This window comes from Cellulomonas sp. Leaf334, from assembly GCF_001424195.1.
Taxonomy (GTDB): domain Bacteria; phylum Actinomycetota; class Actinomycetes; order Actinomycetales; family Cellulomonadaceae; genus Cellulomonas.
The window spans coordinates 291,690-314,501 of the sequence record NZ_LMOO01000007.1 but is presented as its reverse complement, the minus strand read 5'-3'; the positions used below and the strand labels follow the sequence as shown (position 1 = coordinate 314,501).

Here is a 22,812-nt window from a genome sequence, read left to right as displayed (position 1 = left end):
CTCGCCCGCGTAGGCAGGCATGCCCAACGTCTAGACTCCGACGCATGTCCACCCTCTCTCGCGACGAGGTCGCGCGCGTGGCGGGCCTGGCACGGATCGACCTCACGCCGGCGGAGCTCGACCGCCTCGCGGGCGAGCTCGACGTCATCGTCGAGTCGGTCGCCCGCGTGAGCGAGATCGCCACGCCCGACGTGCCGGCCACCAGCCACCCCCTGCCGCTGACCAACGTGTTCCGCCCCGACGTGCCCGTGGAGCCGGTCGACCGCGCCCTCGTGCTGGCGTCCGCGCCGGAGCACATCGACGGCAAGTTCGCGGTCCCGCAGATCCTGGGGGAGGACGCGTGAGCCTCACTCGTCTCTCCGCCGCGGTCCTGGCCGAGAAGCTCGCCGCGAAGGAGGTGTCCAGCGTCGAGGTGACGCAGGCGCACCTCGACCGGATCGCCGACGTGGACGGTGCCGTCCACGCGTTCCTGCAGGTCAGCAGCGATGCTGCACTCGCTGCCGCAGCCGACGTCGACGCGCGCCGCACGTCCGGGGAGTCGCTGCACGCGCTCGCCGGCGTGCCGATCGCGGTCAAGGACGTCGTCGTCACCAAGGGCCTGGAGACCACCGCGGGCTCGAAGATCCTCGAGGGCTGGATCCCGCCCTACGACGCGACGCTCGTCGAGAAGCTCAAGGCAGCGGGCCTGCCGATCCTGGGCAAGACCAACATGGACGAGTTCGCCATGGGGTCGTCCACGGAGCACTCGGCGTACGGCAACACCCACAACCCGTGGGACCTCGACCGGATCCCCGGCGGCTCCGGTGGCGGGTCCGCGGCGGCGGTCGCCGCATACGAGGCGCCGCTGGCGATCGGCACGGACACCGGCGGCTCGATCCGCCAGCCGGCCGCCGTCACGGGCACGGTCGGCGTCAAGCCCACCTACGGCGGGGTGTCCCGCTACGGGCTCATCGCGCTGGCGTCGTCGCTGGACCAGGCCGGACCCGTGACGCGGACGGTCCTGGACTCCGCGCTGCTGCACGAGCTCATCGGCGGCCACGACCCGCGCGACTCGACGTCCATCGACGAGCCGCTTTCTCCGCTGGTCGCCGCGGCCCGTCAGGGCGCGAACGGCGACCTGACCGGTGTGCGCGTCGGCGTCATCCGCGAGCTGCAGGGCGAGGGCTACCAGCCCGGTGTGCTCGCGCGGTTCGAGGAGTCGCTCGAGCTGCTGCGGAACGCGGGTGCGCAGATCGTCGAGGTCTCCTGCCCGCACTTCACGTACGCGCTCGCGGCGTACTACCTGATCCTCCCCGCGGAGGCGTCGAGCAACCTCGCCAAGTTCGACGGCATGCGCTTCGGCCTGCGCGTCGTCCCGGAGGACAACCCGACCGCCGAGCGCGTCATGTCCGCCACGCGCGGCCAGGGCTTCGGCGACGAGGTCAAGCGCCGGATCATCCTGGGCACCTACGCCCTGTCGGCGGGCTACTACGACGCCTACTACGGCTCGGCGCAGAAGGTCCGCACGCTCATCCAGCGCGACTTCACCGCCGCGTTCGAGCAGGCCGACGTGCTGGTCTCCCCGACGGCGCCGACCACCGCGTTCAAGCTGGGCGAGAAGCTCGACGACCCGCTGGCGATGTACCTGAACGACGTCGCGACCATCCCCGCCAACCTCGCGGGCGTGCCGGGGCTGTCGCTGCCGAGCGGGCTGTCCGACGACGGCCTGCCGGTCGGGTTCCAGGTGCTGGCCCCGGCCAAGGCCGACGACCGGCTGTACCGCGTCGGTGCGGCGCTCGAAGCGCTGCTGGAGAAGGAGTGGGGCGGGCCGCTGCTGCTCAAGGCTCCTGAGCTGGAGGTCGGACGATGAGCACGCTGGTGGACTACGACGACGCCGTCGCGCGCTACGACACGGTCATCGGCATCGAGGTGCACGTCGAGCTCGGCACGAAGACCAAGATGTTCGACGGCGCGCCTGCCGGCTTCGGTGAGGAGCCGAACACCTCGGTCACGCCCGTCTCGCTCGGTCTGCCCGGGTCGCTGCCCGTGGTCAACGGGGTCGCGGTCGAGTACGCGATCCGCATCGGTCTCGCGCTGAACTGCTCGATCGCGGAGACGTGCCGGTTCGCCCGCAAGAACTACTTCTACCCGGACGTCCCGAAGAACTTCCAGACGTCGCAGTACGACGAGCCCATCGCGTACGAGGGCTGGGTCGACGTCGAGCTGGACGACGGCAGCATCTTCCGCGTCGAGATCGAGCGCGCGCACATGGAGGAGGACGCCGGCAAGAACACCCACATCGGCGGCTCCGACGGGCGCATCCACGGCGCCGAGTACTCGCTCGTCGACTACAACCGCGCGGGCATCCCGCTGGTGGAGATCGTCACCAAGCCGATCACCGGTGCCGGCGCCCGCGCGCCCGAGGTGGCCCGCGCGTACGTCCAGACGCTGCGTGACCTGTTCCGGGCGCTGGAGGTCTCCGAGGCGCGCATGGAGCGCGGCAACGTGCGTGCGGACGTGAACGTGTCGATCCGCCCGACGCCCGAGTCCCCGCTGGGCACCCGCACCGAGACCAAGAACGTGAACTCGTTCCGGTCGGTCGAGCGGGCCGTGCGCTACGAGGTCAGCCGCCAGGCCGGCGTGCTCGACGACGGCATCGCGATCATCCAGGAGACCCGCCACTGGCACGAGGACACGGGCACCACCGCGTCGGGTCGCGTGAAGTCGGACGCGGAGGACTACCGGTACTTCCCGGAGCCCGACCTGGTCCCGATCGCCCCGGATCGCGCGTGGGTCGAGGAGATCCGCGCTTCGCTGCCCGAGCTGCCTGCAGCCCGTCGGCGTCGTCTGCAGGGGGAGTGGCAGTACGCCGACGCCGAGATGCGTGACGTCGTCAACGCCGGTGCGGTCGAGCTCATCGAGACGACCATCGCTGCGGGTGCCAGTCCGGCCGCCGCGCGCAAGTGGTGGATGGGCGAGCTGGCCCGCACCGCCAAGCAGCAGGAGGTCGAGCTGGCCGAGCTGCCGGTGACGCCGACCCAGATCGGTCAGCTCCAGAAGCTGGTCGACGACGGCCGGATCAACGACAAGCTCGCCCGGCAGGTGCTCGAAGGGGTGCTGGCGGGCGAGGGCGACCCGGAGACGGTGCTCGTCGCGCGCGGCCTGGAGGTCGTGTCCGACGACGGCCCCCTGCTCGAGGCGATCGACGCCGCACTGGCTGCCCAGCCGGACATCGCGGAGAAGATCCGGTCCGGCAACCTCGGCCCGGTCGGCGCGATCATCGGCGCGGTCATGAAGGCCACCCGCGGGCAGGCCGACGCGGGCCGCGTCCGTGAGCTGCTGCTGGAGCGCATCCAGGGCTGAGCCGCTGGTCAGCGCCCCGTTCCGGCGGGGCGCTGACCGCCGCCCGTGATCCGCCGGTAACGTCCCTGCCATACCCGGGCCGTAGCGTTCGCCGCAGCGACAGGAGGCACCGATGGAGAAGCCCACGCTCCAGGGCGAGATGATCGTGCTCCGACCACTTCGGGCGAGCGACGCGGACGCCCTCTGGGAGTCCGTGAACGACGCCGAGGGCAACCGGCTCACCGGCACGACGCAGGTGTTCACGCGCCAGCAGATCGACGACTGGTGCGCGACGATCTCGTCGGTCGACGGCCGGATCGACCTGGCGGTCACCGCGAACGGCTCCGACGAGTACCTGGGCGAGATCGTGCTGAACGAGATCGACGAGGTCGTGCGCTCGGCGAACCTCCGCCTCGCGATGCGCCCGGGGTACCGCGGTCGCGGGTACGGCACGGAGGCGATCCAGCTCATCCTCGGGCTGGCGTTCGACGGCCTGGCCCTGCACCGGGTCGAGCTGGACGTGCTGAGCATCAACGCCCGGGCCAAGTCCCTCTACGAGAACCTCGGCTTCCGGGTCGAGGGCCGCAAGCGCGACGCCTACCGGGACGGCGACGGGTACTGCGACGCGATCATCATGGCGCTGCTCGAGGACGAGTACCGGGCGAGCCAGCTGGACTGACTAGCGGGGCAGGTACTTCTCGACGGCGGCCAGGTACGCCTCGGCGTCGAAGTCCGGCACCATCGCCGACTGAACCACGAACCCCTGCACGGCTGCGATCAGCAGGGGGGCCTGCTCGCCGGCGAGCGCGTCGGCCTCGTCGGGCGGCGTGCCGTGGGTGCGCTGGTGCCACAGGGACGTGTACTCGACGAGCGCGCCGCGCAGCCGCACGATGACGTCGTGCGCGACGGCCCGCACCTGGGGTTCCGTGACGCCCTCGCCCCACAGCTGCAGCATGATCGCCGGGTTGCCGATCGCGCGGAGCATGCCCCCGATGAGGACGCGAGGGAGGGTGGGCGGCGGCGCGAGGGGCTCGGTGCGCGCGAGGCGCTCGACGTCGAGGATCCGGTTGCCGACGACGCGGGAGGCGACGTCGACGATGATCGCGTCCTTGCTGGGGTAGTGCCCGTAGATCGCGCCGGCGGACAGCCCGGACTCGGCGATGATCTCGGCCATCGACGTGGCCTGGAACCCCTTGCGGCGGAACGCCCGCAGGGCTGCCTCGGCGATCTCGTCGCGACGGGCGACGCGGTACTCCTCGGTGACCTTGGGCACCCCGCAGCATAAAAACGAATGATCGTTCTTGACAAGCGCGGCGCGCGGGAGTTCGCTGGGTCTACAAGAACGAACGTTCGGTTTATGAGAGGACCCGTCATGCTGCACACCTCGTGGCGTCACCTGCTGGGCGTGAGTGCCGGGCTCGTCGGCGCCCTCACCGTCCTGGTGCTCGCCTTCCTCTGGCCCGCAGTCGCGTCCGAGCCGCGCGACCTCCCGGTCGCCGTCGCCGGTCCCGCCGCCGCCGTCGCACCGGTGGCCCAGGGACTCGACGAGCGCGCCCCCGGTGCGTTCGAGATGATCCCCGCCGCCGACCGCGCCGCCGCGGTCGGCCTCGTCGAGAGCCGCGAGGCGTACGGCGCCCTGGTCCTGGGGCCGGAGCCCGAGATCCTCGTCGCGTCCGGCGGCAGCCCGCTCGTCGCGCAGCAGCTCACGGCCCTCGCGCCCACGTTGCAGGCCCAGCTCGGCGTGCCCGTCCTGGTGACCGAGATCGCTCCGCTCCTGGCGGGCGATCCCCGCGGCGCGATCCTCGGCGCGATCACGTTCCCGCTGGTCATCGGCGGGATGATCGGCGGCATCGCCATCTCGGTCACCGTCGTCGGTGTCTGGCGGCGCGTCGTCGCGGTCACCGCCTACTCCGCCCTCGGCGGGCTCGCGGTCGCCGGGGTGCTCCAGGGCTGGTTCGGCGCGCTCGCAGGCTCGTACTGGGTCAACGCGGGCATCATCGGGCTGGCGATCCTCGCGATCGGCGGGGTGATCGTGGGCGTCGTGTCCCTCGTGGGTCGCCCCGGCATCGCGATCGGCCCGGTGTTGTTCCTGCTCATCGCCAACCCAATCGCGTCCGCCGCCCAGCCGTGGCAGATGCTGCCGGCGCCGTGGGGTGCGATCGGCCAGTGGCTGCCGCCCGGTGCCGCCGCCGCACTCCTGCGTGACGAGTCGTACTTCCCGCAGGCCGACACCACGCAGCTCTGGGTCGCGCTCGCGTCGTGGGCGCTCCTCGGCCTGCTGCTGGCGACCCTCGGCCACTTCCGCGACACGGGTGCCGCATCGCAGGCGGCGATCGAGGAGGCGAGCACGTCCGAGGCGCCGGCCCCGCAGCTGATCACCACCTGACCTCTGCGCGATCCAGCCGCACTGGTGACGTGTGGGGGAGGTGGGACACCCGCGTCGCCCCACACGACATCATCCGCACCAGGTGCGGCTGGATCTGGCGCTGGATCAGACAGGTCGGCGTCGAGCGGGTCAGCCGCGGCCGCGGTGGAAGTCGTCGAGAGCGACCTTGCGCTCCACCGCGTGGTCGACGATCGGCGCGGGATAGTCCTCGGGCGCCTCGAGCCCCAGCCTCCACGGCTGGTGCACGGCGCGCCCGGGGATGCCGCGCAGCTCCGGCACCCACTGCCGGACGTAGTCGCCGTCGGGGTCGAACCGTTCGCCCTGCGTCACGGGGTTGAACACCCGGAAGTAGGGCGCCGCGTCCCGACCGGTGCCGGCGACCCACTGCCAGTTGAGCTGGTTCTGCGAGATGTCCCCGTCGACCAGCCAGTCCAGGAAGTGCGCAGCTCCTCGCTGCCAGCGCACGTGCAGGTCCTTGACCAGGAACGACGCGACGACCATGCGGACGCGGTTGTGCATCCAGCCGAGCGCGTGCAGCTGACGCATACCGGCGTCGACGAACGGGTAGCCGGTGCGGCCTGCCGCCCATGCCTCGAACGCGGCGTCGCCGGTGTCCCAGGAGTCCTCCGGCACGACTGTCCGCAGCGACCGCTGCGTCGCGCCGGGATGGTGCCAGAGGACGTCCGCGTGGAACTCGCGCCAGGCCAGCTCGGACCGGAACGTCGCGACGTCGACCGGTGCGTCGGCGAGGTCGGCGAGCAGGGTGCGCGGGTGCAGCTCGCCGTACTTGAGGGGGATGGACAGCATGGACGTGCCGTCCAGGTCGGGTCGGTTCCGCAGCGTGGCGTACTCGGCGAGCCCGTCGTGCAGGTACTCCGACCAGCGCGCGTGGGCGGCGCGCTCCCCGGCCGTGGGGAGCCGCACGTCCGTCGCGGGCTCGTCGGGGACGCCGTCGGAGCGGACGTCTGCCCACGGGATCCGCTGCGGACGCCGCGCGGGGGCTGACCAGCCGTGGTCGAGCCACGCGCCGCGGAACGGGGTGAACACCTGGAACGGTGTGCCGCCCTGGGTGGTCAGCCGGCCGGGTGCCACGGCGTAGGGGGAACCGGTACGGACGAGCGGCACCCCGAGGGCCCGCTCGACCGCGTCGTCGCGTCGCCGTCCGTAGGGCTCGGTCGCCGCGGTGACGTGCACGGCCGGCGCCTCGACCTCGCGGGCCACGGTGGGCACCACGTCGGACGCGCGCCCGTGGCGGACGACGAGCCGTCCGCCGAGCGACTCGTCGAGGGCCCGCAGGCTGCGCGTGAGGTAGGCCGACCGGGGCGTGCCGACCGACCGCCAGAGGGCCGGGTCGACGACGAACAGCGGCACGACCTCGTCGTCGGCGGAGCGGGCCTGGTCCACCGCGGCGAGCAGAGCAGGGTTGTCCGCGAGCCGCAGGTCGCGGCGGAACCAGTGGATCGTGGGCACCTGGCGACGGTAGCCGGGGAGCGTCCACACCGCCCGCCGGTGGTGCGCAGCCATGGGCGAGGCCACGATGGGCAGATGAGCGGCGCAGCCGACGCGCAGGTGGGGGGCCCTGGGGGGACCGAGCCGAGCGCCCGCAAGAGCGACACCCTGCCCAAGGACCGTGCGTTCTTCGGCCAGCCCCTCGGGCTGTTCACGCTGTTCGGGACCGAGCTGTGGGAGCGGTTCAGCTACTACGGCATGCGCGCCATCCTGCTCTTCTACCTGACGGACACGGTCGCCAACGGTGGCCTGGGGATCGAGCAGACGTCGGGCGAGGCGCTCGTCGCGGTGTACGGGTCCTCGGTCTACCTGCTCTCGGTGCTGGGTGGTTGGCTGGCCGACCGGATCATCGGGGCGCGACGGTCGGTCCTGTACGGCGGCATCATCATCGCCGCGGGCCACCTCTTCCTGACGGTGCCGCAGGCGTCGTTCTCGTTCCTCGGCATCGTGCTGGTGGCCCTCGGCACCGGCCTGCTCAAGCCCAACGTGTCGAGCATGGTCGGGGAGCTGTACGACCGGGACGACCCGCGGCGCGACTCGGGCTTCTCGATCTTCTACATGGGCATCAACATCGGCTCGTTGGCGGCGCCGTTCCTGGTCGGCGCGGCGCGCGCGGTCGGCGGCTACCACTGGGGGTTCGCGGTCGCGGCGATCGGCATGGCGATCGCGCTGGTGTTCTTCGTCGCCGGCCGCAAGTACCTCGGCGGGGCCGGCGACGTCCCGCCGAACCCGCTGACCCCGGGGGAGCGACCGGCGGTGGCCCGGCTGCTGGCGGTCGTCGCCGGCGGCGTCGTCCTCGCGTTCGCCGTCGCCGCACTGATCCAGGGCGGCTTCGGGCTCACGTCGTTCATCGACGCGATCTCCTACCTCGCGTTCGCGGCGCCGGTCGCGACGTTCGTCGTGATGTTCCGCTCACGCAAGGTGACCGACCACGAGCGGACGCGGCTGCGCGCCTACATCCCGCTCTTCGTCGCAGCCATGATCTTCTGGATGATCTTCGAGCAGGCCGCCAGCACGCTGGCGTCCTACGCGCAGGACAACACCGACCTGACGCTGTTCGGCGTGACCGTGTCGCCCGAGCTGTTCCAGTCGATCAACCCGGCGTCGATCATCCTCCTGGCGCCGGTGTTCGCGTGGCTGTGGATCAAGCTCGACGACCGCCCGCCGACGGCCGTGAAGTTCGCGCTCGGCCTGACGTTCGCGGCGCTGAGCTTCGTGTTCCTGGCCGGGGCGTCGTGGCTGGCCGACGGTGCGAAGACCTCGGCGTGGGTGCTGATCATAGTGTACGTGATCCAGACGGTCGGTGAGCTGTGCCTGTCACCCGTCGGGCTCGCGGCGACGACGCTCCTGGCGCCGAAGGCCTACCGCGGCCAGGCGATGGCGCTGTGGTTCCTCGCGCCGTCGGCCGGCAACGCCATCGCAGCGCAGGTCATCCAGTCGACGCCGGACGTCGCCCCGGCCGTCTACTTCGGGGTCATCGGGCTGGTCGCACTCGTCTTCGCCGGAGGCATGTTCGCCCTTGCGCCGTGGGTCACGCGGCACATCCGGGCGGGCGCGGACTCCGAGTCCGAGGCGGCGCTGCAGCGCTGAGCGTGCGGTGGCAGGGTGGGCGGCATGGCTGACACCACCCTCCTCCGGCACTCCGACGTCACGGCCGCGGTCGACGAGCGGCACTGGCGCGTCCTGCTGCAGTCGCTGCGGGCCACGTTCTCGACGCCCGACTTCAGCACCGCGGCCGCCTTCGTCGCACGCATCGCCGCAGCGGCCGACGAGGCGAACCACCACCCCGACGTCGTGCTGCGCTGGGGCCAGGTCACCGTGACCACCTCCAGCCACGACGCCGGTGGCCTGACCCGGCGTGACGTCGACCTTGCCGCGACGGTGACCGCGATCGCCGACGAGCTGGGGGTCACCGGGGACACGCCGCTCAGCGGGATGCTCGAGATCGCCGTCGACGCCCTCGACATCCCCGCCGTCCGCCCGTTCTGGGCGGCGGTGTTCGGGTACGACGTCCGCAACGACGACGACCTCGTCGACCCCGCCGGGATCGGCCCGTCCATCTGGTTCCAGCAGATGGATGCGCCCCGCGTGCAGCGCAACCGGATCCACTTCGACGTCATCGTGGGGCACGACCAGGCGGAGGCGCGCGTCGAGGCGGCGATCGCCGCGGGCGGCCACCTGGTCAGCGACGAGCGGGCACCCGCGTTCTGGGTCCTGGCCGACTCCGAGGGCAACGAGGTCTGCGTGTGCACCTGGCAGGCCCGCGGCAACAGCTGAGAGCGACAAGCAGGCCGCGGGTCCCGGAACGGAGGTTCAGCGGCGCGGCGGCGCGCACGAGGCGCGGACGACCAGCTCGGTCGGGAGCCGCAGGTGCGTCGACCGCTCCTTGCCGTCGATCAGGTCCACGAGCAGGCGCAGCGCCTCGGCGCCCATCTCCTGCAGCGGCTGGTTGATCGTGGTCAGCGGGGGAGAGGCCAGCGCCGACTCGGGGACGTTGTCGAAGCCGATCACCGACAGGTCGTCGGGCACGGTCAGGCCGAGCTCGACGGCGACGGCCATCACCTGGATGGCCGAGAGGTCGTTCGCGGCGAAGACCGCGGTCGGGCGGTCGGCGTTGCCGAGCAGGACGCGCGCCGGGGCGTCGGCGGTCTCGGGGCGGTACCCGCCGACGGCGACCAGGGCCTCGTCGACGGGGAGGCCGGCGGTGTCCATCGCCTTGCGGAACCCGTCCTCGCGCAGCCGCGCGGACTCCAGGTCCAGACGCCCGCCCAGGAAGCCGATCCGGCGGTGACCGAGCCCGATGAGGTGCTCGGTCGCGAGGACCGCGCCCGCGTAGTTGTCGGAGTCGACGGTCGGCAGGCCGGTGGGGCCGGTGTGCGGGTCCACCGCCACCACCGGGACGCCCGTGTTCGCCTCGACGACGGTGGGGGTGACGATGATCGCACCGTCGATGAGCGTGCCCGACAGCCGTGAGAGGTAGCGCCGCTCCCAGCCGACGTCGGCGCCGCGGCCCCCGCCGGAGTAGGCGAGCAGCTCGTAGCCGGTCGAGCCCACGGCGGAGGAGGCACCCTTGAGGAGCTCGGTGCTGAACGGCTCGAACTCCGCGACGAGGATGCCCAGGACGTTGGTGCGGTGGCTGCGCAGCGACCGGGCGCCGAGGCTCGCCTCGTACCCGAGCTCGTCGATCACTTCCTGCACGCGCGTCAGCGTGGCCTGCGCGACGCCGTACCGTCCGTTGACCACCTTGGAGACCGTCGCGACCGAGACACCTGCGGTCCGGGCGACGTCTTCCATCTTCACGCGCGGTGTCGAGTCCACGTGGTGGAGCATAGAGCATGGTTTCGATAACGTTATCTGCCCGAGACCTTCGTTTCGATAACGTTATCGACAACGATTGACACCTCACAGACTCAAGTGCCAACCTTGGCGCCGTCCAGCCCTGTCAGTGACGACGAGGAGATTCAACGATGATGAGGACAACAGTCCTTCGCACCCTTGCCCTGGGTGCTGGTATTGCCCTGCTGGCGACCGCCTGCAGCTCGGGCGACGCGGGCGACGACTCGACCGACGGCGCCTCCGGCGAGGCGACGACGATCACGTGGTGGCACAACTCCAACACCGGTGACGGCAAGGACTACTACGACAAGGTCGCGGCCGACTTCGAGGCCGCCAACCCGGGCGTGACCGTCGAGGTCACCGCCATGCAGCACGAGGACATGCTCACCAAGCTCGACGCCGCGTTCCAGAGCGGAGACGCCCCCGACGTCTACATGGAGCGCGGTGGCGGCGAGCTGGCCGACCACGTCGAGGCGGGCCTGACCAAGGACATCTCCGAGGCGGCCGCGGACACCATCGAGAAGATCGGTGGCTCCGTCGCGGGCTGGCAGGTGGACGACAAGACGTACGGCCTGCCGTTCTCGGTCGGCGTCGTCGGCTTCTGGTACAACAAGGCGCTCTTCGAGCAGGCCGGCATCACCGAGCCCCCGACCACCTGGGCCGAGTTCGAGGAGGCCACCGACAAGCTCAAGGCGGCGGGCATCGAGCCCGTCTCCGTCGGCGCCGGCGACAAGTGGCCCGCCGCGCACTACTGGTACTACTTCGCGCTGCGTGAGTGCTCGCAGGACGTCCTGAGCGACGCCGTGCAGACGCTCGACTTCTCCGACGCCTGCTTCGTCAAGGCGGGCGAGGACCTCGAGGCCCTCATCGGCACGGAGCCGTTCAACGCGGGCTTCCTGTCCACGAAGGCCCAGGAGGGTGCGACCAGCGCCTCGGGTCTCCTGGCGACCGGCAAGGTCGCGATGGAGATGCAGGGACACTGGGAGCCCGGCGTCATGCAGGGCCTCACCGAGGACGGCAAGGGTCTCGGCGAGAACACCGGCTGGTTCCCGTTCCCGGCCGTCGACGGCGGCGAGGGCGACCCGGAGGCCGCGCTCGGTGGCGGTGACGCGTGGGCCGTCTCGCAGGAGGCGCCCGACGCCGCGGTGGACTTCGCGGTCTACCTGCTCTCGGACGAGGTCCAGAAGGGCTTCGCGGAGCTCGACATGGGTCTGCCGACCAACTCCACGGCCTCGCAGTACGTGTCGGACCCGGCCCTGGCCGAGCTCCTCAAGATCCGTGACGCGGCGCCGTACGTGCAGCTCTACTTCGACACGGCGTTCGGTGCCTCCGTCGGTGGCGCCATGAACGACGAGATCGCCCTGGCCTTCGCCGGCCAGGCCACCCCGCAGGACATCGTCGACGCCACGCAGGCGGCGGCTGACGCGGAGAAGTGACCGACGTGGCAGACGAGACGACCGCCCGCGTGGGCGTCACCGCCTCGCCTGCGACGTCCTCCCCGCAGACCGTGGTCACCGGTCGCGCTTCGGCGCGGCCGGTGGCCCCGGCCCCGGGCGGACGCCGTGGGACGGGATCGGCTCTCCGCAAGCGCCTGGAGATCGCGTTCTTCGTGGCACCCGCCCTGCTGCTGTTCCTGTTCTTCGTGGTGGTGCCGATCATCAGAGCGATCCAGCTCTCGGCCTACCGCTGGAAGGGGTACGGCCCGCTCGTCGACTTCGTCGGCTTCAAGAACTACGTGAGCGTGCTCCAGAACGACGTCTTCATCGGCGCGCTCCAGCACAACCTGATCATCGTGGTGGCCTCGATCGCCATCCAGCTCCCGCTCGGCCTGGCCATCGCGCTGCTGCTCAACCGCAAGATGTGGGGCCAGGGCATCCTGCGCACCATCATCTTCGTCCCGTACGTGCTGGCGGAGGTCATCGCCGGCGTCGTATGGCTGCAGCTGCTGCAGCCGAAGTACGGCGTCATCGACACCGTGCTGGACGCGGTCGGGATCAACGGCCCGGAGCAGGGCTTCCTCGGCACCCCGCAGTACGCACTGTGGACGGTCATCGTCGTCCTGACCTGGAAGTACCTGGGCCTCGCGGTGATCCTGTTCCTCGCCGGCCTGCAGAGCGTGCCCGAGGAGCTGTACGAGGCGTCCCAGATCGACGGTGCCAGCTGGTGGCAGACGCAGCGCAAGATCACCATCCCGCTGCTCGGCCCGACCATCCGCACGTGGGCCTTCCTGTCGATGATCGGCTCCCTCCAGCTCTTCGACATGGTCTGGATCCTCACCGGCGGCGGCCCCGCCAACGCGACCACCACCATGGCGACCTTCCTCATCAACGAGGGCACCAAGCGGCAGAACTACGGGATCGCCGGGGCAGCCTCCGTGATCCTCTTCGTCGTCGCCCTCGTCCTGGCCCTCCTGTACCAGCGATTCATCCTGCGCCGGGACATCCAGGACCCCGCTCTCCGGAAGAAGGCCAAGGCATGAGCGCCGTGTCGACGACGCGGAGGACCCCGCCGACCACCCCGCAGGCCGCCGAGGGCTCGCGACGACGGACGGGCAAGTACACCGGCGGCAACCCCCTGGTCTACGCCCTGGCGCTCGTCGTCGTGGCCCTGACCCTCGGGCCCGTGCTGTACGGCGTGCTGGGCGGTTTCCGCACCAACGCGCAGCTGGCCCAGTCGCCGGCGGGCATGCCGGACCCGTGGGTGCTCTTCAACTACACCGGCGTCCTGACCAACCCGGCCTTCTGGAAGTACGCGTTCAACTCCACGGTGATCGCGCTGATCACCACGGCCCTGGTCGTGGTCTTCGGGATCATGGCGGCGTACCCGCTGGCCCGCTACAAGTTCAAGGGCCGTGAGCAGATCTTCATGGTGTTCGTCCTCGGCCTGCTCTTCCCGGCCACGGTGGCGATCATCCCGCTGTTCATCCTCATCACGGACCTGAACATGGGGAACACCTGGTGGGGGGTGGCGCTGCCGCAGGCGGCGTTCGCGCTGCCGGTGACCGTCGTCATCCTGCGGCCGTTCCTGCAGGCGCTCCCCGACGAGCTCGAGGAGGCCGCGCTGCTCGACGGCGCCTCCCGCATCGGGTTCTTCTGGCGGATCCTGCTGCCACTGTCCGGCCCCGGCATGGTCACCGTCGGCGTGCTCGCGTTCGTCGGCTCGTGGAACGCGTACCTGCTCCCGCTGCTCCTGCTGCAGAGCGACATGAAGACGCTGCCCCTGGGCGTCGCGGACTTCTCGTCGGAGTACTCCTCCGACACCGCGGGCGTCTTCGCGTTCACGACGCTGGCCATGATCCCCGCGCTCGTGTTCTTCCTCGCCATGCAGAAGCGGATCGTCAACGGCCTCCAGGGCGCGGTCAAGGGCTGATCCGTGAGCACCCAGCACATGCACATCACCACCGAAGGAGACAGATCCGTGACGGATCTCCAGACCCTGGCTGTCCCCGCGACGGTCGACCGGGCGAGCGAGCTGCTCGCCCGGATGACCCTCGAGGAGAAGCTGGCCCAGATCGTCGGGTTCTGGGAGAAGGGCGACGGCGAGGTCGTCGCGCCCCTCCAGGGCGAGTTCACCGTGGAGCAGGGTCTCGACGAGGCGACGGTGCACGGGCTCGGGCACATCACCCGCGTGTACGGCACGCGCCCGGTGGACGCGGTCGAGCGAGGCCGCTGGCTCTGGGACCTGCAGCGCCGCCTGGTGCGTGAGACGCGGCTGGGCATCCCGGCCCTCGTGCACGAGGAGTGCCTGACGGGTCTGTCGGCCTGGCGCGCGGCGACGTTCCCGACGCCGCTGGCGTGGGGCGCGTCGTTCGACCCGGAGCTCGTGACCGAGATGGGCGCCGCCATCGGCGGGTCGATGCGAGCCCTCGGCGTGCACCAGGGGCTGGCGCCGGTGCTCGACGTCATCCGGGACCCGCGCTGGGGCCGGGTCGACGAGTGCATCTCCGAGGACCCGTACGTCGTCGGCACGCTCGGCACGTCCTACGTGCGCGGCCTGCAGTCGACGGGCGTGCACGCGACGCTCAAGCACTTCGTCGGCTACTCCGGGTCGCAGTCCGGCCGGAACTTCGCGCCCGTGCACGCCGGTCGGCGCGAGGTCGAGGACGTCCTGCTGGTGCCCTTCGAGATGGCCCTGCTCGACGGCGGGGCGCGCTCGGTCATGAGCTCCTACAACGAGATCGACGGCGTCCCGGTCGCGGCGGACCCGCGGCTGCTCACAGGGGTGCTGCGGGACCGCTGGGGCTTCGACGGCACCGTGGTCGCCGACTACTTCGGCGTCGCGTTCCTGCAGATCCTGCACGGGGTGGCGGGCGATCTCGGCGAGGCGGCGGGCCAGGCGCTCGCGGCCGGCGTCGACATCGAGCTGCCCACGGGCGACGCCTACCTGACCCCCTTGGCGGACGCCGTCCGCGCCGGACGGGTCGACGAGGCGCTCGTCGACCGAGCCGTCCTGCGCGCCCTGCGGCAGAAGGACGAGCTCGGGCTCCTGGACGCCACGTTCGACGACGAGCCCCCGCGGGAGGTCGACCTCGACAGCCCGGAGCACCGCCGCATCGCCGCCCGGCTGGCGGAGGAGTCGGTCGTGCTGCTCTCGAACGACGGCACCCTGCCGCTGGCGACCCCGGCGAGGGTCGCCGTCATCGGACCGAACGCCGACCGCGCCGAGGCCCTGTTCGGCTGCTACTCCTTCCTCAACCACGTGCTCGCGCACCACCCCGAGGTCGAGGTCGGGCTCGACAGCCCGACGGTCCGGGCGGCGCTCGCGGCCGAGCTCGGTGGCACCGAGATCGTCTCGACGCTCGGCTGCGCGGTCGACGACGACGACCGGACGGGCTTCGACGAGGCCGTGCGCGCGGCGGCGTCCGCCGAGGTGGCCGTGCTCGTCGTCGGCGACCACGCCGGTCTGTTCGGCCGCGGGACCGTCGGCGAGGGCTGCGACCGGGACGACCTGGAGCTGCCGGGCGTCCAGCGCGAGCTGGTCGAGGCGGTGCTGGCCACCGGCACGCCCGTCGTGCTCGTCCTGCTCACCGGACGTCCTTACGCGATCGACTGGGCCCTGGCGCGCTGCGCGGCAGTCGTGCAGGCGTTCTTCCCGGGCGAGGAGGGCGGCACCGCGCTGGCCGGCGTCCTCTCCGGCCGGGTCAACCCGTCGGGGCACCTGCCGGTGAGCCTGCCGCGGTCCGCCGGCGCGCAGCCGTTCACGTACCTGCACCCGCCCCTGGGTGGCAACGGCGACGTCACCAACCTGAAGAGCACGCCGGCGCTCCCGTTCGGGCACGGGCTGTCGTACACGACGTTCGTGCACAGCGATCTCGAGGTGGATGCGCACGTTCCCACCGATGGGCATGTCGGGGCGAGCGTCCGCGTCACCAACACGGGGGACCGGCCCGGGGCCGATGTCGTGCAGCTCTACGCGCGCGACGTCGTCGGCTCGGTGACCCGACCGGTGGCGCAGCTCGTCGGGTACCGGCGCGTCCACCTCGAGGCCGGCGAGTCCGCCGTGGTGACCTTCGCGGTGCCGACGGCGCGGCTCGCGTTCTCCGACCGCGACCACGTGCGCGTGGTCGAGCCGGGCGAGGTCGAGGTCTGGGTCGGCCCGTCGTGCTCCGAGCGGGAGGCAGAGGCGCGGACGTCGCTCACGGGTCCGGTTCACGCTGTCGGCGTGGAGAGCCCGCGCTGGACCGCGGTGTCCGTCACGTCCTGATCGTCGCGAGGTCGTCGTCCGCGGGGGTCGCGTGACGACGACCTCGCGGGCTGCCCGCCGGCTGACCTGCGAGTACACCCCGTTCCGCCGAACGGGGGATCGTGCTCCGTTGAATCGATAACGATGTCGATAACGATGTCGGAACCACCGAGCTCCCTGTGCGCCGGTAGCGCCATCGCCCGCGCAGTCCCACCACGTCAACGACGACCTGAGAGGACCACGACATGAGAATCGCGCACACCGGGAGGGCGGTCGCGGCGATCGCCGCCGTGACGGCCCTCCTCGCCGCCTGCGGAGGCACGGGCAGCGGTGACCGCGGCTCCGACGGCCCCGTCACCCTCACCTGGTGGCACAACGGCATCGACGAGCCCCTGAACACGTACTTCGAGCGGGTCGCGCTGGGGTTCGAGGCGGACCACCCGAACGTCACCATCGAGAACGTGCCTGTGCAGAACGAGGAGCTCAAGGCCCAGCTGGCCGACGCGCTGGAGACCGGGGAGTTCCCGGACGTCTTCCAGCAGTGGGGCGGCGGACAGATGGGTGAGCAGGTGGCCGCCGGTGTGCTGCTCGACCTGACCGACGACGTGGCCTCCGAGCTCGAGCTCATGGGCGGGTCGGCCGCCGGGTGGCAGCTGGACGGCCGGACGTACGGGCTGCCGTTCAGCATGGGCGTGGAGGGGTTCTGGTACAACCGCGCGCTGTTCGCGCAGGCGGGCATCGAGGAGCCCCCGCTCCTGCAGGAGGAGCTGGACGAGGCGGTCCGCAAGCTCCGGGCCGCGGGCATCGTGCCCATCGCCGTGGGCGCCGGGGACAAGTGGCCGTCGGCGCACTACTGGTACAACTACGCGCTGCGCGCGTGCGAGCCCGACACGATGGCCGCGGCCGGCGCGGCGAAGGACTTCAGCGACCCCTGCTTCGAGAAGGCGGGCAGCGACCTGGAGGCGTTCCTCGCCACGTCGCCGTTCCAGGACGGCTACCTGGAGGCACCCGCCCAGCAGGGGGAGACGAGCTCGGCCGCGCTGCTGGCCAACGGGGGAGCGGCCATGGAGCTCATGGGCCACTGGCACCCGGGCGTCATGTCGGGGCTGGCCGCGGACGGGGTCGGCCTGGGGAACGACCTCGGCTGGTTCCCGTTCCCGCTGACGGCCGGCGGGCAGGGCAACGCCTACTCCGCGCTCGGCGGCGGCGACGGCTTCTCCTGCTCGGCGGACGCACCGCCGGAGTGCGTCGACTTCCTGCGGTACCTCCTCAGCGTCGACGTCCAGACGGACTACGCGAAGACCGGCGCAGGCCTGCCGGTGACGCAGGGCTCCGAGGCAGGCGTCGACGACCCGAACATGGCCGCCCTGCTCACGTTCCGCAACAAGGCGACCTATGTGCAGCTGTGGCTGGACGTCGCGTACGGGAGCACGGTCGGTGGCGCGCTGAACGACGCCGTCGTCGAGCAGTTCGCGGGCACCGGCTCCGCAGCGGACGTCGTCGACGCGATGACCGCGGCTGCGAGCGGCTGAGACACGGCCCTCGCCGACCGTCCCCGGTCGGCGAGGGCCGGCGTCCGCTGGGTGACCCTCCCGCGGCTGCGCGCAGGCGCAGTCCTACACTCGCGAGCATGACCGTGACGTCGGACAACGCCCCCAGCTCTCCTGCTCCCTCAGTCGACATCAAGCCCCGCTCGCGCACCGTCACCGACGGTCTCGAGGCCACGGCGTCGCGCGGCATGCTCCGCGCGGTGGGGCTCGGTGACGACGACTTCGCGAAGCCGCAGATCGGCGTCGCCAGCTCGTGGAACGAGATCACGCCGTGCAACCTGTCGCTGCAGCGGCTGGCGCAGGCGGCCAAGGCGGGCGTGCACGCGGCGGGCGGCTATCCGCTCGAGTTCGGCACCATCTCGGTCTCCGACGGCATCTCGATGGGCCACGAGGGCATGCACTTCTCGCTGGTCAGCCGCGACATCATCGCCGACTCGGTGGAGACCGTCATGCAGGCCGAGCGCCTCGACGGCTCGGTGCTGCTGGCCGGCTGCGACAAGTCCCTGCCGGGCATGCTCATGGCCGCGGCCCGCCTCGACCTGGCCAGCGTGTTCCTGTACGCCGGGTCGATCGCGCCGGGGTGGGTCAAGCTCGAGGACGGCACCGAGAAGGACGTCACGATCATCGACGCCTTCGAGGCCGTCGGCGCCTGCGCGCGCGGGCTGATGAGCCGCGAGGACGTCGACCGCATCGAGCGGGCGATCTGTCCGGGCGAGGGCGCCTGCGGCGGCATGTACACCGCCAACACGATGGCGTCGGTCGCCGAGGCGATCGGCATGTCGATCCCCGGGTCCGCTGCCCCGCCGTCGGCCGACCGCCGGCGTGACGCGTTCGCCAAGAAGTCCGGCGAGGCCGTCGTCGAGCTCTTGCGCAAGGGCATCACGGCGCGCCAGATCATGACCAAGGAGGCGTTCGAGAACGCCATCGCCGTCGTCATGGCGTTCGGCGGCTCCACCAACGCCGTCCTGCACCTGCTGGCCATCGCGCACGAGGCCGAGGTCGACCTCACGCTCGCCGACTTCTCCCGCGTCGCCGCCAAGGTGCCGCACCTGGGCGACCTCAAGCCGTTCGGCCGCTACGTCATGAACGACGTCGACCGCATCGGCGGGGTCCCGGTCGTGATGAAGGCGCTGCTCGACGCGGGCCTCCTGCACGGCGACTGCCTCACGGTGACCGGCAAGACGGTCGCGGAGAACCTCGCGGACGTGAACCCGCCGGACCCCGACGGCAAGATCCTGCGGGCCCTGGACAACCCGATCCACAAGACGGGCGGCATCACGATCCTGCACGGCTCGCTCGCACCCGAGGGTGCGGTGGTGAAGTCGGCCGGCTTCGACTCCGACGTGTTCGAGGGGACGGCCCGCGTGTTCGAGCGCGAGCGTGCCGCGATGGACGCGCTGGAGGACGGCACGATCGTCGCCGGTGACGTCGTCGTCATCCGCTACGAGGGCCCGAAGGGCGGCCCGGGCATGCGCGAGATGCTCGCCATCACCGGCGCGATCAAGGGTGCCGGTCTGGGCAAGGACGTCCTCCTGCTCACCGACGGCCGCTTCTCCGGGGGCACCACCGGCCTGTGCGTCGGGCACGTGGCACCCGAGGCCGTCGACGGCGGTCCGATCGCGTTCGTCCGGGACGGCGACCGGATCCAGCTGGACGTGGCCAACGGGACGCTCGACCTGCTGGTCAGCGCCGAGGAGCTCGAGGGTCGCAAGGCCGGCTGGGCGCCCCTCGCCCCCACGTACACGCGCGGGGTGCTGGCCAAGTACGCGAAGCTCGTGCAGTCGGCGTCGAAGGGCGCCGTGCTGATCTGAGCGACGTCGAACGGCCCGGCCCCCGAGGGAGCCGGGCCGTCGCCGTCCCGCCGTCGACTACTTGATCGACCCCCGGGTGACCCCGGAGATGACCCAGCGCTGGCTGAAGATGTAGACGACCAGCAGCGGCGCCATCGCCATGAGGTAGGACGCGAACGCCACCGTGTAGTCGGTGTTGAACTGGCCCTGGAACACGAACTGCGCGAGCGGCAGCGTCCGCGCGCCGGGGTCGGTCAGCACCACGAGCGGCATGATGAAGTCGTTCCACGCCCACACGCAGGTGAGGATGCCGACCGTCGCGTTCATCGGGGTCAGCAGCGGGAAGATGATCTGCCGGAACACCCGCCACGTCGACGCGCCGTCGACCCGTGCCGCCTCCTCGAGCTCCATCGGGATCGAGCGGATGTAGGCGGTGTAGATGAAGATGTTCAGCGACAACCCGTAGATCGTGTACAGCATGATCATGCCCGCCTGGTTGTCGAGCCCCAGGAGCGACGTCTGCTTCACGAGCGGCAGCATGATGATCGGGAACGGGATGAACAGGGCGGCCAGCAGGTAGAAGAAGACGCCCTTGAAGAACGGCCGGTGGATGTTCCGCGCGATGCCGTAGGCGACGACCGAGCTGGTCAGCAGCGTCAGGACGACCGCCCCGACGGTGATCATCGCGGTGTTCATGAGGGCCTGCGGGAAGCTCGTCCGCTCCCACGCCTCCGCGAAGTTCTCCCAGCGGACGGGGTTCGGCCACTCGAAGCCGGTGCCGGCGGCGAGCTGGTCGGGAGTCTTCAGGGCCACGACGACGGCCAGGTACAGCGGGATCAGGATCGTCAGCGAGCACACCGCGATCAGTGCGGTCACCCACCAGTTGATCTTGCGGGAGTCGTCGTCGGCGACGTTCTTGGTGCGGCGCCGCCGAGGTTCGGGAAGGACGGCCTCGGCCTGGCCGAGCGCGGTTCCTGCGGTGGTCATCAGAAGTCCGCCTCTCTGCGCTGAAGGACCTTGAACTGGAACAACGAGACGATGGTGATGACGATGAAGAAGATCACCGCGTTCGCCGACTGGTAGGCGAACTCCCCGCCGGAGAACCCGCCGCGGAAGATGAGCAGGGTCACGGACTCGGTCGCCGTGCCCGGACCACCGTTCGTCAGGGCGACGATCTGGTCGAAGACCTGCAGGAAGCCCTTGAGGCTCAGCACGACGTTGATCGTGAAGAACGCGCTGATCAGCGGGAAGGTGATCGAGGAGAACTGCCGCCAGGGCTTGGCGCCGTCCAGGGACGCGGCCTCGTAGAGCTCGCGCGGGATCGTCTGCAGCCCGGACAGGTAGATGATGATCGTGAAGGCGCAGGCCTGCCAGACGGCGAGCGCGACGATCGCGGTCCACGCCCACGTCTCGTTGGTGAGGATGTTGTCGGCGATGAGCGGGATGCCCGACAGGATCTTCGGCAGCGAGCTGGAGAAGAGGAACTGGAAGACGTAGCCGATGACCAGCGCCGCCAGGACGTAGGGCACGAAGTACACGCCGCGCCACAGGTTGCGCGCCATGATCTTGGCGTTCAGGCCCATCGCGATGGCCAGCGAGATCGCGTTGGTCAGCACGGTCGCCGCGATGGCGAACAGGAACGAGAACCCGTAGGCCGCCAGGATGCGGTCGTCCTTGAACAGGTTCGCGTAGTTGGACAGCCCGACGAAGTTCCACGCGCCGTAGCCGGCGTAGTTGGTGAAGCTGTAGAAGATGCCGACGAGCACCGGGATGGTGTGGAACAGGAAGAACGCGATGACCGCGGGCCAGACCATCCAGTAGAACGTGCGTTGGGCGCGGTCCTTGGTGCGGCGCGGTGTCGTGGGCGGACCGGCAGTGCCGGCGCCGCGTGCCGCAGGCAGTGCTTGGGTGGAGGACGTCATCGTCATTCTCCCGTCACGGGGATGGTGCGAGCGGCGACCTTGCTCCACTCGCTGTCGAGGGTGGCGAGCGCCGCGTCGGCGTCGCCGCTGAACAGGAACTGCTGGTCGATCGCCGCGAGCGGGATGCTGGGCGGGATCTGGTGGTCGATGAACCCGGCGATGCGGCCCTCGTCGAAGTAGGGCGCGACCGACTGGATCGCCGGCTCGTCGCTCAGCTCGGAGCCCTCCACGGACGGGATCATGTTCTGCGAGGCGGCGAACTCCTCGATCACGTCCTTCTGGAACAGGTAGTCGATGAACCGCAGCGCCTCCTCTTGACGCGGCGAGTCCTTCGCCATGGTCACGACGACGTCGACACCGGAGACCAGCACGCGGTCGGCAGGGTCGTCCGTGGCCGGGTACGGGAAGATGCCCGCCCGGATGTCCGGGTTGACTCCCTTGATCGGGCTCAGCGCCCAGATGCCCTGCAGGAGCATCGCGACGTCCCCGTTGGCGAACGCGGCGTTGCCGTCGTCGTAGGTCGCCCCGCGGTAGCCGTCCTGCATGTACTCGAACAGCTGGTACTGCTGGTCCATCGCCTCGGCGAAGTTCTTCTCGAACGACACCTCCGAGTCGGGTCCGGTGTCCTCGCCCTGCTCGCGCATCTTCTCGAAGAAGCCGTCCATCGCGGGATAGGCCCCGAGCGCGTTCCACGACGGCATCCCGGTCCACGAGTCGGCCAGCGTGCCGTAGAACGGCGTGATCCCCGCGGCCTCGAGCGCGTCGCACACGGCGATGAGCTCGTCCCACGTCTCGGGGACCTCCAGGCCCTGCGCCTCGAAGATGTCCTGGTTGTAGATGACCCCGTTGGCGTTGTTGACGTAGCCGAGGCCGTTCACCTCGTCGCCGTACGTGCCCAGGTCCGCGACGATCTCCTGCACCGCCGGGTTGATGGTCTCGAGGACGGGCTCGTCGGAGAAGTCGTGGAACACCCCGGCCTGGGCGAGACGGCCGAAGTTGCCGCTCGCGTTCAGCGTGATGACGTCCGGCGCCTTGTCCTTGACCAGCAGCGTCCGGATGGCCGTGTCCGCATCGGCGACCTGGTTCTGCACGACGCGGATGTCCGGGTTCTCCGCCTCGAAGTCGGCGATGATCTCGGTGAAGTCCTCGAGCGCCTCCCCCTTGAACTGGAAGAAGTTCAGGGTGGTGACGCCATCGGATGGTTCGTTCGCACAGCCGCCGACGGCCGCCAGCAGGGCGACCGCCCCGACCGCTGCCACGCGACCTCGTCGCGTCATTCGGTCTCTCATCGTGCGCCTCCTTGCGCCTGGGTGGTG

Annotated in this window: 19 protein-coding genes; 13 read left to right on the top strand and 6 right to left on the bottom strand. The window is 70.8% G+C overall.

Going from position 1 to position 22,812, the window contains the following annotated elements:
• The first annotated feature begins 44 nt into the window (after positions 1-44).
• The 4 genes from gatC (at position 45) to ASF78_RS17855 (ending at position 4,000) form a co-directional block, all read left to right on the top strand.
• Positions 45-344 carry an Asp-tRNA(Asn)/Glu-tRNA(Gln) amidotransferase subunit GatC gene (gene gatC, locus ASF78_RS17870; protein WP_056592643.1) on the top strand — a complete coding sequence of 100 codons (300 nt, stop codon included), beginning with the start codon at positions 45-47 and terminating at the stop codon, positions 342-344.
• The gene (gatA, locus tag ASF78_RS17865) at positions 341-1,849 is read left to right on the top strand and encodes an Asp-tRNA(Asn)/Glu-tRNA(Gln) amidotransferase subunit GatA (protein ID WP_056592639.1); all 1,509 of its coding nucleotides are present in this window, start codon (positions 341-343) and stop codon (positions 1,847-1,849) included. Before gatC ends, gatA begins: the two co-directional genes overlap by 4 nt.
• Complete coding sequence (gatB, locus tag ASF78_RS17860; RefSeq protein ID WP_056592636.1) at positions 1,846-3,342, top strand: Asp-tRNA(Asn)/Glu-tRNA(Gln) amidotransferase subunit GatB; 1,497 nt, start codon at positions 1,846-1,848, stop codon at positions 3,340-3,342. Before gatA ends, gatB begins: the two co-directional genes overlap by 4 nt.
• A gap of 112 nt (positions 3,343-3,454) precedes the next feature.
• The gene (locus ASF78_RS17855; RefSeq protein WP_056592633.1) at positions 3,455-4,000 is read left to right on the top strand and encodes a GNAT family N-acetyltransferase; all 546 of its coding nucleotides are present in this window, start codon (positions 3,455-3,457) and stop codon (positions 3,998-4,000) included.
• Here ASF78_RS17855 and ASF78_RS22625 read toward each other — a convergent pair whose 3' ends face one another.
• Complete coding sequence (locus ASF78_RS22625) at positions 4,001-4,594, bottom strand: TetR/AcrR family transcriptional regulator (RefSeq protein WP_056592629.1); 594 nt, start codon at positions 4,592-4,594, stop codon at positions 4,001-4,003.
• Positions 4,595-4,693: 99 nt separating this feature from the next.
• Between ASF78_RS22625 and ASF78_RS22620 the strand changes: the two genes are divergently transcribed.
• Positions 4,694-5,707, top strand: coding sequence for a hypothetical protein (locus ASF78_RS22620; protein ID WP_056592626.1), 1,014 nt, complete (start codon positions 4,694-4,696; stop codon positions 5,705-5,707).
• 129 nt (positions 5,708-5,836) lie between these two features.
• Here the strand turns inward: ASF78_RS22620 and ASF78_RS17840 are convergent, their stop codons facing one another.
• Positions 5,837-7,177 carry a deoxyribodipyrimidine photo-lyase gene (locus ASF78_RS17840; protein WP_056592834.1) on the bottom strand — a complete coding sequence of 447 codons (1,341 nt, stop codon included), beginning with the start codon at positions 7,175-7,177 and terminating at the stop codon, positions 5,837-5,839.
• A 75-nt stretch (positions 7,178-7,252) separates the two neighbouring features.
• On the opposite strand from ASF78_RS17840, the gene ASF78_RS17835 reads away from it, so the two are divergent.
• On the top strand, positions 7,253-8,806 hold the full coding sequence (locus tag ASF78_RS17835) for a peptide MFS transporter (protein ID WP_056592623.1): 1,554 nt from the start codon (positions 7,253-7,255) through the stop codon (positions 8,804-8,806).
• Positions 8,807-8,830: 24 nt separating this feature from the next.
• Entirely contained in the window at positions 8,831-9,493 is a 663-nt protein-coding gene (locus ASF78_RS17830) for a VOC family protein (RefSeq protein ID WP_056592831.1), read from the top strand.
• A 36-nt stretch (positions 9,494-9,529) separates the two neighbouring features.
• Here the strand turns inward: ASF78_RS17830 and ASF78_RS17825 are convergent, their stop codons facing one another.
• A complete protein-coding gene (locus ASF78_RS17825) occupies positions 9,530-10,510 on the bottom strand; it encodes a LacI family DNA-binding transcriptional regulator (RefSeq protein ID WP_200940653.1) in 981 nt (326 codons plus the stop codon).
• A 173-nt stretch (positions 10,511-10,683) separates the two neighbouring features.
• Between ASF78_RS17825 and ASF78_RS17820 the strand changes: the two genes are divergently transcribed.
• From ASF78_RS17820 to ilvD, 6 genes are all read left to right on the top strand, one after another.
• Positions 10,684-11,988, top strand: coding sequence for an ABC transporter substrate-binding protein (locus ASF78_RS17820; RefSeq protein ID WP_056592618.1), 1,305 nt, complete (start codon positions 10,684-10,686; stop codon positions 11,986-11,988).
• A 5-nt stretch (positions 11,989-11,993) separates the two neighbouring features.
• On the top strand, positions 11,994-13,031 hold the full coding sequence (locus ASF78_RS17815) for a carbohydrate ABC transporter permease (RefSeq protein WP_082495181.1): 1,038 nt from the start codon (positions 11,994-11,996) through the stop codon (positions 13,029-13,031).
• Entirely contained in the window at positions 13,028-13,921 is an 894-nt protein-coding gene (locus ASF78_RS17810) for a carbohydrate ABC transporter permease (RefSeq protein ID WP_056592616.1), read from the top strand. The genes ASF78_RS17815 and ASF78_RS17810 overlap by 4 nt, the downstream gene beginning before the upstream one ends.
• Before the next feature lie 18 nt (positions 13,922-13,939).
• Positions 13,940-16,255, top strand: a complete 2,316-nt coding sequence (locus ASF78_RS17805) for a glycoside hydrolase family 3 N-terminal domain-containing protein (RefSeq protein ID WP_082495180.1) — start codon at positions 13,940-13,942, stop codon at positions 16,253-16,255.
• A gap of 224 nt (positions 16,256-16,479) precedes the next feature.
• Positions 16,480-17,766 (top strand): extracellular solute-binding protein, encoded by a 1,287-nt coding sequence (locus tag ASF78_RS17800; RefSeq protein WP_056592611.1) that lies wholly within the window; start codon positions 16,480-16,482, stop codon positions 17,764-17,766.
• A gap of 98 nt (positions 17,767-17,864) precedes the next feature.
• Complete coding sequence (gene ilvD / locus ASF78_RS17795; protein ID WP_056592609.1) at positions 17,865-19,595, top strand: dihydroxy-acid dehydratase; 1,731 nt, start codon at positions 17,865-17,867, stop codon at positions 19,593-19,595.
• A 57-nt stretch (positions 19,596-19,652) separates the two neighbouring features.
• Here the strand turns inward: ilvD and ASF78_RS17790 are convergent, their stop codons facing one another.
• Genes ASF78_RS17790 through ASF78_RS17780 form a run of 3 tightly spaced genes read right to left on the bottom strand, consistent with a single transcriptional unit; the run spans position 19,653 to position 22,755 of the window.
• Positions 19,653-20,561, bottom strand: coding sequence for a carbohydrate ABC transporter permease (locus ASF78_RS17790; RefSeq protein WP_056592607.1), 909 nt, complete (start codon positions 20,559-20,561; stop codon positions 19,653-19,655).
• A complete protein-coding gene (locus ASF78_RS17785; RefSeq protein ID WP_056592604.1) occupies positions 20,561-21,496 on the bottom strand; it encodes a carbohydrate ABC transporter permease in 936 nt (311 codons plus the stop codon). Before ASF78_RS17785 ends, ASF78_RS17790 begins: the two co-directional genes overlap by 1 nt.
• A gap of 2 nt (positions 21,497-21,498) precedes the next feature.
• Entirely contained in the window at positions 21,499-22,755 is a 1,257-nt protein-coding gene (locus tag ASF78_RS17780; protein ID WP_235518673.1) for an ABC transporter substrate-binding protein, read from the bottom strand.
• Between the last annotated feature and the right edge of the window lie 57 nt (positions 22,756-22,812).

What these genes read in the sequence shown, in the direction of transcription:
- gatC (WP_056592643.1), top strand. Translation starts at nt 45, where the DNA reads ATGTCCACCCTCTCTCGCGACGAGGTCGCGCGCGTGGCGGGCCTGGCA.
- gatB (WP_056592636.1), top strand. Translation starts at nt 1,846, where the DNA reads ATGAGCACGCTGGTGGACTACGACGACGCCGTCGCGCGCTACGACACG.
- ASF78_RS17855 (WP_056592633.1), top strand. Translation starts at nt 3,455, where the DNA reads ATGGAGAAGCCCACGCTCCAGGGCGAGATGATCGTGCTCCGACCACTT.
- ASF78_RS22620 (WP_056592626.1), top strand. Translation starts at nt 4,694, where the DNA reads ATGCTGCACACCTCGTGGCGTCACCTGCTGGGCGTGAGTGCCGGGCTC.
- ASF78_RS17835 (WP_056592623.1), top strand. Translation starts at nt 7,253, where the DNA reads ATGAGCGGCGCAGCCGACGCGCAGGTGGGGGGCCCTGGGGGGACCGAG.
- ASF78_RS17830 (WP_056592831.1), top strand. Translation starts at nt 8,831, where the DNA reads ATGGCTGACACCACCCTCCTCCGGCACTCCGACGTCACGGCCGCGGTC.
- ASF78_RS17825 (WP_200940653.1), bottom strand. Translation starts at nt 10,510, where the DNA reads ATGGAAGACGTCGCCCGGACCGCAGGTGTCTCGGTCGCGACGGTCTCC.
- ASF78_RS17820 (WP_056592618.1), top strand. Translation starts at nt 10,684, where the DNA reads ATGATGAGGACAACAGTCCTTCGCACCCTTGCCCTGGGTGCTGGTATT.
- ASF78_RS17810 (WP_056592616.1), top strand. Translation starts at nt 13,028, where the DNA reads ATGAGCGCCGTGTCGACGACGCGGAGGACCCCGCCGACCACCCCGCAG.
- ASF78_RS17805 (WP_082495180.1), top strand. Translation starts at nt 13,940, where the DNA reads ATGCACATCACCACCGAAGGAGACAGATCCGTGACGGATCTCCAGACC.
- ASF78_RS17800 (WP_056592611.1), top strand. Translation starts at nt 16,480, where the DNA reads ATGAGAATCGCGCACACCGGGAGGGCGGTCGCGGCGATCGCCGCCGTG.
- ilvD (WP_056592609.1), top strand. Translation starts at nt 17,865, where the DNA reads ATGACCGTGACGTCGGACAACGCCCCCAGCTCTCCTGCTCCCTCAGTC.
- ASF78_RS17790 (WP_056592607.1), bottom strand. Translation starts at nt 20,561, where the DNA reads ATGACCACCGCAGGAACCGCGCTCGGCCAGGCCGAGGCCGTCCTTCCC.
- ASF78_RS17785 (WP_056592604.1), bottom strand. Translation starts at nt 21,496, where the DNA reads ATGACGTCCTCCACCCAAGCACTGCCTGCGGCACGCGGCGCCGGCACT.